Origin of the sequence: Psychrobacter sp. T6-6 (assembly GCF_052258185.1) — a bacterium.
Classification (GTDB): Bacteria; Pseudomonadota; Gammaproteobacteria; order Pseudomonadales; family Moraxellaceae; genus Psychrobacter.
Window position 1 is genome coordinate 532,867 of record NZ_JBQQEX010000001.1, and the last position, 14,135, is coordinate 547,001.

Annotated in this window: 11 protein-coding genes; 1 reads left to right on the plus strand and 10 read right to left on the minus strand. The window is 44.0% G+C overall.

Annotation, left to right across the window (positions count from 1 at the left end; translation table 11 throughout):
- Nucleotides 1-88: 88 nt before the first annotated feature.
- Complete coding sequence (locus ACTXGL_RS02240; protein WP_443524560.1) at nt 89-745, minus strand: SOUL family heme-binding protein; 657 nt, start codon at nt 743-745, stop codon at nt 89-91.
- 293 nt (nt 746-1,038) lie between these two features.
- On the opposite strand from ACTXGL_RS02240, the gene tgt reads away from it, so the two are divergent.
- Nucleotides 1,039-2,190 carry a tRNA guanosine(34) transglycosylase Tgt gene (gene tgt / locus ACTXGL_RS02245; protein ID WP_319050055.1) on the plus strand — a complete coding sequence of 384 codons (1,152 nt, stop codon included), beginning with the start codon at nt 1,039-1,041 and terminating at the stop codon, nt 2,188-2,190.
- 145 nt (nt 2,191-2,335) lie between these two features.
- Here tgt and ACTXGL_RS02250 read toward each other — a convergent pair whose 3' ends face one another.
- The 9 genes from ACTXGL_RS02250 to uppS form a co-directional block, all read right to left on the minus strand.
- On the minus strand, nt 2,336-3,688 hold the full coding sequence (locus ACTXGL_RS02250) for a sodium-dependent transporter (protein WP_443524561.1): 1,353 nt from the start codon (nt 3,686-3,688) through the stop codon (nt 2,336-2,338).
- Between the two features lie 308 nt (nt 3,689-3,996).
- Nucleotides 3,997-4,776, minus strand: coding sequence for an acyl-ACP--UDP-N-acetylglucosamine O-acyltransferase (lpxA, locus tag ACTXGL_RS02255; protein WP_443524563.1), 780 nt, complete (start codon nt 4,774-4,776; stop codon nt 3,997-3,999).
- A gap of 176 nt (nt 4,777-4,952) precedes the next feature.
- Entirely contained in the window at nt 4,953-5,480 is a 528-nt protein-coding gene (gene fabZ / locus ACTXGL_RS02260; protein WP_443524564.1) for a 3-hydroxyacyl-ACP dehydratase FabZ, read from the minus strand.
- Nucleotides 5,481-5,526: 46 nt separating this feature from the next.
- Entirely contained in the window at nt 5,527-6,543 is a 1,017-nt protein-coding gene (gene lpxD, locus ACTXGL_RS02265) for a UDP-3-O-(3-hydroxymyristoyl)glucosamine N-acyltransferase (protein ID WP_443524565.1), read from the minus strand.
- A gap of 138 nt (nt 6,544-6,681) precedes the next feature.
- Nucleotides 6,682-9,081: an outer membrane protein assembly factor BamA gene (gene bamA / locus ACTXGL_RS02270; protein WP_443524566.1), complete on the minus strand. Its 2,400-nt coding sequence runs from the start codon at nt 9,079-9,081 to the stop codon at nt 6,682-6,684.
- Nucleotides 9,082-9,344: 263 nt separating this feature from the next.
- On the minus strand, nt 9,345-10,721 hold the full coding sequence (gene rseP / locus ACTXGL_RS02275; RefSeq protein WP_443524567.1) for an RIP metalloprotease RseP: 1,377 nt from the start codon (nt 10,719-10,721) through the stop codon (nt 9,345-9,347).
- Nucleotides 10,722-10,823: 102 nt separating this feature from the next.
- Nucleotides 10,824-12,032 (minus strand): 1-deoxy-D-xylulose-5-phosphate reductoisomerase, encoded by a 1,209-nt coding sequence (gene ispC / locus ACTXGL_RS02280; protein ID WP_443524569.1) that lies wholly within the window; start codon nt 12,030-12,032, stop codon nt 10,824-10,826.
- Between the two features lie 159 nt (nt 12,033-12,191).
- Nucleotides 12,192-13,001: a phosphatidate cytidylyltransferase gene (locus tag ACTXGL_RS02285; protein WP_443524570.1), complete on the minus strand. Its 810-nt coding sequence runs from the start codon at nt 12,999-13,001 to the stop codon at nt 12,192-12,194.
- Between the two features lie 174 nt (nt 13,002-13,175).
- Nucleotides 13,176-13,934: a polyprenyl diphosphate synthase gene (gene uppS / locus ACTXGL_RS02290; protein WP_443524571.1), complete on the minus strand. Its 759-nt coding sequence runs from the start codon at nt 13,932-13,934 to the stop codon at nt 13,176-13,178.
- Nucleotides 13,935-14,135: the final 201 nt, after the last annotated feature.

Genomic DNA, 14,135 nt, shown 5'->3' on the forward strand with positions numbered 1-14,135 from the left:
AAAAAGACAGCAATGGCTGTCTTTTTTTGATTAATAATCGAGATAGTACAGGAAACTGGTAGCATTCCTTTAGAGTCCAGTATAACGACTACTTTTGCTCATAGGCAATCATGACTTCGTTGCGACGCAAGAACGGTAATGTCCATGGCTCATCATAGCGTGCTAATTCAGGATCACCTGTAGGCGTTAGATTTTTGCTTTGCATCCAATCCTGTAGCTCTTGTGTCTTTTTATCTACTTTTTCACTTCCAGTAAACCCTGAAAATTTAATCACACCGTACGTTTGTGCAGGTGCTTCTACGATTTCAACATCTGGATTGTTTGGCTTAGGCAGTGTTTGCATCGTATATTTGCTAGGCATTGTAAATTGTACGCGCCACTTCCCGTCATCTTGTTGCATACTGACTGGTGCAGTCATCGCGATTTTTTGTGAGTCACTGTCATCATCGTTATTGGGCTGCATAGTGACAGGCGCTGTCATGCTGATCTTACTACTGCCACCTGTTGGTGCGGTATTGTTACCAAAAATATAGTCTGCGAGTACTTTAAACCCTGCACGACTTGCCGCGCGTTGGTCACCGCTTACCCACGTCTGTGCTACGAGCTGTTCATCATAGCGACGTAGTTCAAAATCGCCTGTTTGTGCCAATAACGTGTACTCAGGCTCTTCTACATCAGCCGCCATCGCCCCTTTCGATATCAACAATAATCCGCCTGCTAATAATAAATACCCTGTCTTTTTCATATTATTTTCCTAGTTTTTTAAAGTATGGTTTCTTAAATTTTAGTTTTTTAACATATAGCCTAATGACGCTAAATGCCTCACCAGTATGATTGATACTTTATCAATGACGACTCGTACTGTTTGTGTCTTTTAAGGCATGGTCTGTGTTTTTTGGTTATGACAAAGTGACCATAGCCAATGTTATTGAGTACCGCGTCCACCGTATATGGATAGCACTCAATATCTATGTCCAAAAAATTAACCAACAATGCTATAATTAGCGCCATTTTCATAGCTTACATAGCGGTTATCATATGCAATTTGTCTTACATAAAACGGCCAGCGGTGACACGCGTGCACGCCGTGGTACGGTTCATCTCAATCATGGCGATGTGCAAACGCCTGCTTTTATGCCTGTTGGTACTTATGGTACGGTCAAAGGTATGCTGCCACGTGACATCGAAGCCATCGGTGCTGATATTATTCTAGGCAATACTTTTCATCTTTGGCTACGTCCGGGTACTGAGGTGATTGATAAATTTGGTGGTTTGCATAAGTTCATGCATTGGGACAAACCTATCTTGACCGATTCTGGCGGTTTTCAGGTATTTAGCTTGGGCGCCATGCGTAAAATCACTGAGGAAGGCGTTAATTTTAAATCGCCTATCGATGGCGCTAAGGTATTTCTTTCTCCAGAAAAATCGATGCAGATTCAGTACAGCCTGAATTCAGATATCGTCATGCAGTTCGATGAATGTACGCCTTACCCAGCGACTCACGAAGAAGCAAAGAAATCTTTAGAGCTATCGCTACGTTGGGGACAGCGCTGTATTGATGAGCATAACAGATTGGGCAGCACCAACGCCTTGTTTGGTATCGTACAGGGCAGTATGTATCCTGATCTACGTCAGCAGTCACTTGAGGGCCTGCTAGAGATTGGCTTTGATGGTTATGCTATCGGCGGTCTATCAGTTGGTGAACCTAAAGAAGAAATGATCGATGTCCTAGACTACCTCCCTGATGATATGCCAGCAGACAAGCCGCGCTATCTTATGGGCGTTGGTAAGCCTGAGGATTTGGTTGAAGGCGTACGCCGCGGCGTAGATATGTTTGACTGCGTTATGCCTACTCGTAACGCGCGTAATGGTCATTACTTTGTGACGGGCGATGCAGACAATGCTGGTGTGGTACGTATCCGTAATAGCCAGTACCGCAATGACGAAGGTCCATTAGATCCTGAATGTGACTGCTATACTTGTCAGAACTTTAGCCGTGCGTATCTGTATCATTTGAATAAGTGCAAAGAGATGCTAGGAGCTCAATTGGCAACTATTCATAACTTGCGCTACTATCAGCGTTTGATGCAAGGGATTAGAGATGCTATTGAACAAGATCAGTTCGATGAGTTCGTGAACGAGTTCTATAGTAAACGTGGACAAACCGTGCCTGAGCTGAACTTACGTTAGTCTGTTGCAAGCCTTACTGATAGCTTTGATTATTGATAGCTTCATTGTTAAACATAGAAAAAGGGCTTAAGAATTATCTTAAGCCCTTTTTGCTGTGCGCTATTTTAACATTAGATGATTTAGTAGTGCTAAATCACTATTAATATTAGCCCATTAGCGACGTTACAAATACCACCACAACAGCGATTGGGGCGATGAATTTTGCAACGATCTGCCAAAGCTGCCATGTGCCATTAGATAAACCAAGCTCTTGCTGGATAGCACGTTGATCCATCTTCCAACCAACGAATAAAATAGCAGCAAGACCAGTCAGAGGTAATAAGAACTTACTGGTAAGCTTATCAAGTGCATCAAAGATACCATTACCCATGATAGTAAAGTCCGACCATAGGTTGAACGATAGCAATGCAGCAATACCTAATAGCCAGATTACCGTACTTGCAACGATAGTCGATACAGTACGACTCATCGAGGTACGCTCTTCTAATAACTCAACGGTTGGCTCAAGTAGTGAGATAGATGAAGTGATAGCAGCAAAGGTGATAAGCAAGAAGAACAATGCACCAACAATAGTACCTGCACTCATGCTACCAAAAGCAATCGGTAGACTAACAAAGATAAGACCAGGACCTGCAGCAGGGTCTAAACCATTACTAAAGATAATTGGGAAGATGGCTAGACCAGCAGCCAACGCAATAACGGTATCTAAAATAACAACCGTACGTGCTGTTTTTAGTAAGTTCACTTCACGGCCTAAGTACGAACCATAAGCAACCATGATACCCATACCAATCGATAGTGTGAAGAACGCATGACCTAGTGCTGCCAGCATAACGTCAGCTGTCAGTTTGCTAAGGTCTGGCGTGAATAGATAAGCCACTGCCTCACCAAAACCACCATTCATCACGTTATAACCAACGATAACGAACAAGATAACACCCAGTAATGGCATTAAGATCTTAGCTGTTTTTTCGATACCACTTGTGACGCCAATACCAACGATGACCGCGGTTAAGATCATAAATACGGTATGCCAAATCGTCAATGTACCCGCTGATGCGAGCATAGCGTCAAAGGTTGCAGCGACAGAATCGCTGTCTTGACCCACAAAGCTACCTGTTGAGATTTTTGTAATATAGTTAAGTGCCCAGCCACCAATGACACTATAAAACGATAGAATCAAAAAGCCACCCAAGATACCAGTAGCACCAACGATGCTCCAGCTACGTGACTTGCCTTCACTAGCAGCGACATCTGCAAAAGTGTTGACTGGGTTTTTTTGTCCACGGCGACCAACTAGCCACTCAGCAACCAGTATAGGAAAACCAACCAGAGCGATACAGAATAAATAAGCAATAACGAAAGCTGAACCACCGCTTTCACCTACCATGTATGGAAACTTCCAAATATTTCCTAGACCTACTGCCGAGCCTACTGCTGCCAATACGAAGCCAAAACTTGAGCTCCACTGTGCATGTTCTTGTTTGTTGATAGCCATTTTTTCCGTCCTCGTGCTCAAATTAATGTCACTGATAATCATCCTTGATCACCACAAATAGCCAGTACCACTACCGAACTATTCAGTAAACACTTCGATGTGAAGCGCCCAGTAACATTAAGAAAGAATTGTTTACAATATCGTAAACGCTCAGTTTCTGCTAAGCGACTAAAAAAGTCAAGTATTCATAAATATAAAAAGCCATAACAATTGGTTATGGCTTTTGGCGCTATTATCTTTTATTAATAACCTTTTGGCAAATTAAAAAATATAAAATGGCATCATAGGTTAGTAGTCATAATACCCTTTTAGCGCACCACACCGCGGCGACTGTTTTGTAGTGAATCGATAAGCAGCTGTATTTTTGGCTCTTTAGGCAGTAGCTCATTGTTAAGCGTTTCGAGCGCTTGTACCGTCGTCAAACCTGACCTAAAAATCACACGGTACGCTTGACGGAGTGCGTTAATAGTCTCTTTCGACCAGCCTTTACGGCGCATTCCCTCAACATTCATACCATGGGTTTTGGCTGGATTACCAGACACCATAGTAAAGGCAGCCACATCTTTTAGAATCAAGCTGGCCCCACCCACTAGACTATAATCATCTACGGTGCAAAACTGGTGGATACCTGAGTTACCACCTATAATTGTGTGATTACCGATGGACACATGACCTGCTACCCCGACGTTATTTGCCAATACATTATGATCACCAATCACGCAGTCATGCGCCACATGAGTATTGACCATCAGTAGATTGTGGCACCCTATTTTAGTCAGCCCGCCATCCTGAGCAGTCCCGCGATGTAAGCTGCACGCTTCGCGAATGGTATTATGATCGCCAATCTCAAGCCAAGTGCGCTCTCCTGCATACTTCAGATCTTGTGGATCTTCGCCAACACTTGCAAACTGATAAAACTGATTGTGCGCACCGATACGTGTTAGCCGAGTCACGACTACGTTGCGATGCAGTACCGTATGTGCACCAATGGACACCTCATCACCAACGATACAATAAGGACCAATAATGGCAGTCTCATCAATCTGCGCAGATGGGGAGATGAGTGCTGTTGGATGAATCTGACTCATAGTGTGAACCCTTGTATCATTTAATACGAGTAAATAGTAAGCCCAATACAACCCATCTAGCCTCATTAATGATATTAATACTAGGCTGTATTGTTAAATATACCTGCTAATTATAATTGTAATGGTCGGTTTGATATCACTTTTTATGCGCTTTTATTGACTACGCACTTTTTCGCTTATGCATTTTTGATTTTTTGCTGCTCTTGGCGTGCAATCATAATTTGCGCACTGGCAGCAAGCTCATCTTCAACATGTACTGTACAATCAAACTTATAAATACCATGACGTTGCATGACTGTTTTTGCACGAATGATGAGTTGATCACCTGGAATGACACGACGCTTAAAGCGCACTTTGTCTACGCCTGCAAACAGGTAAAGATAACCATCTTCTGCGGTCAAACCAGCACTAATAAACCCAAGCACGCCTGAAACCTGTGCCATTGACTCTACCATCAGCACCCCTGGCATGATCGGCTCATCAGGAAAGTGACCATTAAAAAACTCTTCATTGATCGTCACGTTCTTGATACCCGTGATGCACTCACCAGGTGTACAAGCGACAATTCTATCTACCAACATAAAAGGATAACGATGCGGCAAATAATGCTTAATCGTCTGGTACGTTAGTGGTAGCTTAAGACCTTGCTCAGCCAAGCTTTTGATATCTTCATCAGTTGGGATATCTATGTTGTTGCTGCTCATAATGCCGCTTCCTTGCTGTGTTTTGAATATTGATTGATTGTGTAGATTAATTGCGACCAAGCTGACGAAAGCGTACTGCTGCACGTCGCCAATTAGCAGTTGGCATCGCAGCGGTGCCAGAAGAGTATGAACCAGCAGTTTTTATGGATTTAGTGACCATCGTCATACCAGACAACACGACATCGTCTGTAATTTCGATGTGGCCTGTAATACCAACAGCACCGCCAATAATGCAGCGTTTGCCAATGGTAGTACTACCTGCAATACCCGTATGGGCAGCAATAGCTGTACCATCGCCGATACGCACATTATGAGCAACCTGTACTAGGTTATCAATAATAACATGGTTGCCGATGATCGTATCGTCAATGGCGCCGCGATCGATACAAGTCTGGCTACCAATACGCACGTGATCACCAATGACCACACGGCCTAATTGAGCAATACGTTCCCAACCCGAGGTACTAGGATCTGAGGTAGGTGCAAACCCAAAACCTTCAGCACCTACGCTCACCCCTGTATGTAGTCTAACGTGGCTACCAATAACGCAATCATGGCCGATAACGACTTGTGGCTTGATGACACAATCCGTACCGATATCAGTATGTGCTTCGACGACCACATGGGACTCTAGCGAGCTACGTGACCCTACCTGTACATGCTCACCAATCACACAAAAAGGACCGATAGTAACCTCATCGCCAATAATAGCACTATCAGCAATGACAGCACTGGGATGAATTCCTTTGGACGATAGCTTACGAGCAAACAGCTGACTGGCGCTGGCATAAGCCAAGTATGGATTTGATACTACCAATGCTACGGCTGATGCAGGCACTTGATCCCGATACGAGTCTGTAACTAGAACGGCACCTGCTTGGCTAGTAGACAAGCTAGAGATGTAGTTAGGGTCTGCTAGAAAACTGAGCTGTTGCTCACCAGCAGTGGTTAGACTGCCAACGCTGACAAATGGTCGACATAACTGATCAGCATCCAGATCAGCCTTATTGATAATAGGCTGCCGCTGCTCGATCCGAGTGATAAGTTGCTCAATCGTTATCATAATGACTATTAATAGAATATAGGTGTATATAAAACGGTCGTCAAAACACATTGTTATTTTGACGACCTACTGGAAACTAATGACATTCTAACCTATTCACATAAACATAAGCGCGGTTAGATAGATTTTATTAGTAATCTAGAATGTATTACCGATCTGGAACTGAACTTTTTCGGTCTCATCACCTTCTTTGTCATTGAAAGGCACCGCGTAACTGAGTGAGATTGGACCAATTGGCGTATACCACGTCACACCGGCACCAGCACTAAAGCGGAATTCATTGTCTTGCGTTAATAGAGGTACATCTGAATCATTAAAGGTTCTGTCTTCTTTATCAGAGGTATCAAAGACCTGACCACCTTCGGCAAATAGCACTGGACGTACTTGATCTGCCCAATCGCCTTTGAATGGCATCGGTAAAATCAGCTCGCTACCAAAAGTAACTAATGCATTACCACCAACCTCTTCTGCTAAAAAGGTTTGGTCGTCTGGATCAGTGACCGCGTCATAATACACTTGTGATTTAGGCCCTAGAGTAGACGACTCATAACCACGTACTGAGCCGTAGCCGCCTGCGTAGAAGTTCTCGTAGAAAGGCAAATCATTACCATAGCCAAGCTTGGTGTAACCACGTGCGACTACATCTTTATATAGCGGATAATATACGTTGCCGCTATACACAAGTTTTTGATAATTTGCGTCGCCCAAACCGATAGTGGCATCGACACTATGGCTCATACCCTTAGTTGGAAATACTGGACGATCTAGCGTACTGTAGTCCCAACCAAGTAATAAGTTATAGGTTTGATAGTCATTTCTGAATGTCGAAACGCCATCATCGTCTTCGTCAAATGTTTGTGTACCACCATCATCAAGAATTTCTTGAGCATTCGAGATACCTAGGAAGCGACCGCCACGTACTTTTGTGTTGTCAACATTGAGACCTGCACTAACACGCTTGGTTTCATCAACAGGATAGCTATAATTTAGCGTTGCACCATATGAGTCTGTCACATAGTTACTGACGTTGTCATCATCATACTTGGTCTTACGATAGTAGGCACTAACACCCTGCGAGACGCCATTTTCTGTAAAATACGGATCGGTATAGCCCAAGCTATAAGAGTCACGTGTCTCTGAGCGAGAAAGTGCCGCTTTGACGCGGTTACCTGTACCCATAAAGTTATTTTGGGTCAAATCTAACTGGAACGTCACACCGCCACTCTGAGAGTAACCCGCTGCAATCGTTGAGCTACCAGAAGGCTGCTCTTCTACCGTGTAGCTAACATCTACCTGATCTGGCTGATTAGGCACTGGCTTTACATCGACATTGACCGCTTTAAAAAACCCTGTACGCATAAGGCGTGTGCGTGACAATTGGATCTTTTCGCTAGACGCAAGCGCCCCTTCTAGCTGGCGCATTTCACGGCGCAGTACTTCGTCTTGTGTTTTTAAGTTACCTGTAAAGTTAATACGGCGAACATAAATAGGACGTGCAGGATCAATATAGTAGTCTACATCAACCATTTTGGTATCGTCATTGATACGTGGTACTGGTCTGACTTGGGCTAGATAATACCCTTCGTTACCATAGCGTCTTTTGAGCGCGGCAGTAGTGGCATCTAATTTGGCTTGTGAGTACTTTTCGTTAGGTGCAAAAGTAACCAGCTCATTCAATTCATTGTTATCAAAAGTAGGTTTGCCTAAGAAATTGGTCTCACCAAACTGATATTGTTCACCTTCAGTCAGACTGACTTCAATAAACACACTCTGCTTGTCTTCACTGATATTTAGTACCGCATTATCTACTGCAAAACGTACATAACCATCATTCTGGTACAGCGCTTTTAAATTCTCTAAACTGGCGGCCAGTTTTTCTTGTGCATATCGGTCAGACTTTGAGAGTAAACGTGTCCATGACGATTCTTTTACCGCAAAGACATCTTTGATTTCTTCGTCACTAAAGTGTTTGTTACCGATCACATTGATATCGACCACTTTGGCAGGCTTGCCTTCGATAAAACGCACATCAAGTTTGACGCGATTGCCATCGAGTACTGTCTGATCTACTTCGATATTGCTGTTGTAATATCCTTGACTGATATACTGCTGTTGTAACTCATTAGCCACGCCTTGTAGCGTTGACTGCTTTAGTACATCACCAACTGACAAACCAGCATTACCAAGGCCTTGCTCAAGACCTTCTTTTGGAATGAGTTTGTTGCCCTCGAAGTTTACCTCAGCAATGGTTGGACGCTCAACCACGTCGAACCTTAGATTACCGCCTTCGACACGGCTTTGAATATCAGCAAAATTTTCAGTCGCATATAGTGCCTTGATACTGGCAGCCAAGCTACTGTCATTTACCGTATCTCCTACCGTAATAGGTAGGACCGGATAGAGGCTATCAGGGGTTAGGCGTTGCAAACCATTGAAACCGATGTCAGTGACTACAAATTCTGCAGCCTGTACTGGCATACTCATCATTGCTACAACTAACGGCAACCCAGCCGCGCTCATAAATAAAGGCGTACGCATAAACACTATCCGTCAATAAAAAACTTGCTAAAGTTAAGTTAAAAAATATATGTTGTCTAGCCCGTTTTGCATGAAGTTGCAACTCCATACATGGCTGACTCAGAACACTTTATATAAAATGCATCACAAAATAAACTAAAAATTACGATTAGTACAGAGGCTACGACACAAAATATCTTGCGTATCATAGCAACGATCAGTAGATAAGAGTCACTAAACCATTAGTATATCGTGGTTTATCAAATATATTACGAATTAATCGATTAAAACAGCCTACTGATGTCATTACCAATTGCTAACACCATGAAACCTGCCAGTAAGAGTAAGCCGATGTTTAGCCCAACCATTTGCACCCCTTCAGAGAGCGGTTTACCACGAATCAGCTCAATAAAATGATAAACAATATGACCACCATCCAATACGGGAATGGGTAAAAGATTCAATACCGCCAGGCTTAAACTGATGAGTGCGGCAGTCGATAGTACCATCTGCCAACTGATATCGAAGCTTTGTTTAGCAACTTTGGCAATGGTAATCGGACCTGATAGGTTATCTAGACCAATCATTCCTGAGAGCATTTTGCCCATAGAGTCTACTGTCATCACGGCGAGCTGTTCAGTCTTCTCGAACGACTTGACCAAAGACTCACCAGGGCCATAGACCACGGTGGTTTTGTAAGCATCAGGGATCACGATCTCAGTCTGGTCTACCATAGCACCAATTTGTCCATAGTCGTTGCCCATGTTGTCCTTTTTCCCTTGCGGCATGATCTGTAGCTGAACAGTCTTATCATCACGCAACACAGTGAACTCAAGCAATACCTCAGGATTATCACGGATGATACGCGTGGCGCTGATCCAGTCTTTGATTGCTTCGTTATTGATGGCTGTAATACGATCGCCTACTTGTAGACCTTGACGACTGGCGGCGCCATCAGGAGCCAAACCGCCAACAATCGGCGCAATCTGTGGCTGCCATGGCAACATCCCAAAGCTGGTCAACGCATCTTTGCCCTGTGCCTCACCTTGCATAAACTGGGTGACGGGAGCTTGATAGGTTTGGGTCGATTGATTGGCTTGGGTATCCGACTGTAGGGTGATGCTCACATTGTCCGTCTCGCCCATACGCCCTGCAAGACGATAGTTGATACCTTCCCACGTCTGTACCTCATGTCCGTCAATCGCAACAATCTTATCACCGACAGGTAACTGAGCCATTGCCGCAGGTGTGTCTGGCAGTACCTGCCCAATCTTAGTCGCCAACTGCTCAGATGGTGTCATGAATAACACCCAAAAAAGCCCGATGGCAATGATAAAATTCATGATGGGACCGGCGGCAACAATCGCAATTTTTTTGAGTGGATGCTGATGATTAAATGCCAAATGCTGCTCATCTTTTGCGACATTGCCTTCACGCTCATCAAGCATTTTGACATAACCGCCCAGTGGTAAGGCAGAGATACGATAGTCGATACCGCTTTTTTTACTGGTCCAACCAAACAGTTTAGGACCAAAACCGATAGAGTATGTTAATACTTTGACACCGCACATCCGTGCCACAATATAGTGCCCCCACTCGTGCAGAGCGATGAGTGGACCTAAGACAAATATTGCCGCAAGAAGCGTTAGTAAAAACGTCATGATCTTTTCTCAGTAGGGTTCTTAGCATCTTTTATTAACATTGACATATTTTATCAGTACTGCCGTCTCAACCACCTTTTTACTCAGCCATGCTTGGAGTAATTACGCCAGTTTTGCCACAAGTTTGTCAGTCAGGTGACGTGCTATCTTATCAATGGCTAATATATCTTCTATATCAGCAGCGGCATCTAAGGGTGGCAACTGTATGTCATTCAAAGCTTGCTCATTAATATCTGCAATATCAGTCAAGCGTATTTGACCATTCAAAAATGCGGCGACTGCAATTTCATTTGCTGCATTTAAGACAATAGTCGCCTGCGTACCAGTTTGCATGGCTTGACGCGCCAAACGCAGACAGGCAAACTTTTGCAGATCAGGCTCAATAAATTCCAAACCACTGAGTTCAAACAAATCTAAAGGCTGCGAGCCACTATCAATACGATTCGGGTAGCTAAGTGCATGAGCGATTGGGGTTTTCATGTCTGGGCTGCCCAGCTGCGCTAAAAAACTGCCATCACTATATTCTACCATTGAGTGAATGATACTTTGTGGATGAATGACCACATTTATCTTGTCTTCAGGCAAGTCAAACAGATGACAGGCCTCTATCAGCTCAAGTCCTTTGTTCATCATCGTGGCCGAGTCGACAGATATTTTTTGCCCCATTGACCAGTTAGGATGTTTGACCGCTTGGGCCACACTTGCTTGCTGCATCTGCTCAAATGACTGTTGCAAAAATGGACCGCCAGAGGCAGTCAGCCATAGCTTACGGACACCATGGTCTGGCTCATGAATTTGGGTGTTGTCTTGTTGAATAGCAGGCGGTAAACACTGAAAAATAGCATTGTGCTCAGAGTCGAGTGGCAGCAAAGTGGCTTTATGCGTTTTGACTGCATTGATCATGACTTGCCCTGCCATCACTAGGGCCTCTTTGTTGGCAAGCAAAATACGCTTGCCTGCACGCGCTGCGGCTAAAGTAGACGGCAGCCCTGCTGCACCTACAATAGCGGCAACAACAGTATCAGTTTGCGGATCAGTGGCGATATCTACTAGCCCTTCTTCTCCGCCTACGACATCACTATCGATTCCTGCCACTTTAAGCCTTTTAGCAAAATCATCTACCGCTGCCATTGGCACACTGACGCGCTTTGGCAAGAACTGCTGACACAGTGCAAACAGCTTGTCTAAACGGTAGTAGCCTGATAATGCGTAGACTTCGTAGAGATGCGACTGCACAGCCAAAATTGCTAACGTACTATCGCCAATCGAGCCTGTCGCGCCTAATACGGCGATGCGTTGGGTCATAACCATTGATGCCTATGATATTTAGAAAGTAAAAGAAGAATAAACAAGATATGAAAAACTATAAAATGATGTAATCGTGAATAATGCTATGTATGAGGCGCTCGCCAAGACAATCACTTAGCTTGAGTATTATACTCATACAACCAGCTAAGCGACCCTGTCATTTTATACCACTATTAAACCCAGCTGCTGTATCAGCCAAAAACCAAGGGCAAATATAGGCGTGGCGGATAACAATGAATCAATGCGATCTAATATACCGCCATGACCTGGCAAAATAGTTCCAGAGTCTTTGACATCAGCACGACGTTTGAGCATTGATTCAAACAAATCACCAAGTACAGAGGCAAGAATAGTGATTGCAGATAGTGCGGCAAAAGCAATTAGCGCAAGTCCTGTCAGCTGTAGCTGGAACACACTGATCGCAACCACTACCAGTAAACCGGTAACCAAGCCACCAGCTAAGCCCTCCATACTTTTATTGGGTGAGACATTGGGTGCCATCTTTCGGCGACCAAGCTTACGGCCAACGAAGTAAGCCCCACTGTCAGCGCACCATACCAATAGGAACACGTAAAGGAGCCACCATGCTGATAGCTGCCACAGATAAAACATCGCTGTGATTGACGCTGTCAAAATGACCACACCCATCAATGCTAGTTGTTTACCATACCATTTGGTCTGCGTGGGGAATACTTTGACCCAAGATAACGCCATCAGCCATATGACTAGTGACGCCACCCACCAAGATAGCCAAGTCACCTTGAACATAAGCGACAATACAGTAATGACGAATACCAATAACACAAATACAATCGGCTGACGCCATTTCGGCATTAGCTTTGCCCACTCGTGAGCCGCAATAACCACGCCAACCGCTAGCAGAGGCGCAAATAAAACAGGTGTTTGGCTCGCAAACATTGCAATACCAACGATAATAACGAGAATAATTGCCGTCTTAATTCGTTGCCACATACTTATCGAGCCTTATAATGATGATGAAAATACAGCCAAGAGATGTATTGTAGTTGCTAGTCGATTATCGCCCAATAACAGCAGTGACACTAATTAAAGCGGTTTATCATTTCACAAGCAAGCGATATTGACCACTTATAGGGTACTAATTGAATTTTTATGACGACAAACACTTCAGTGGCTTTGCTGCTCTGTCACAACCTGCTCGCTAGTTTTGCCAAAGCGGCGTTGACGCTGTGCAAACTCGGCAATCATCGAAGCAAGTTCTTGTGGGACAAAATCTGGCCATAAAGTTGGCGTAAAAAACAACTCTGCATAGGCCGCTTGCCACAACAAGAAATTAGATATCCGGTAGTCACCGCCTGTACGCACCAGCATGTCTACTGCTGGTACGTCGGCCAATTGTACCTGCTCACCAAGCCTCTCAGCATTGATATCTTCAGGATTGAGATCACCTGACTGCACCTGATGTGCCAGTTGTTTTGCGGCATGGGCGATATCCCATTGTCCACCATAACTAATGGCAATCACCAATGTCATTGCCTCAAAGTTCGCGGTCTTTTGCTCAGCATCTAGCATTAATGCTTGCAGCTCTTCACTAAGCTGACTGCGATCACCAATGAAACGCAAACGAATGCGGTATTTATGCATACGCGGCATTTGCTCATTGATGGTTGATGCCAATAGTTGCATCAATAGTGCCACCTCACTAGGTGGACGTTGCCAATTTTCACTAGAAAACGCAAATACGGTCAGCACTTCGATACCAACATCGACACAATACTCAACCAAAGGATCTAGCGCATTTTTACCAGCAATATGACCTTGGCCCTTGCCCAATTTATTGGCTTTACCGTAGCGATTATTGCCATCCATAATGATAGCGATATGATGAGGAAGAACAGTAGGTGCAATAGCGGCTGGAGAGGACATAGGCAAACTTGCTTATTATTAAGGTGAAATAATGATAACGTGTGCAGCAGCGATTAAAAAGCGTCATGTAAATAATTCACAAACTTATCGTCATTGAGAGATAAAATCCCTTAATAGATTGTAAACTAAACCATCTAATCTATAGTCTGCCATGTTGTGGGCAAACACTACAAAGTTATGGATAGATCAATAAATGCATAT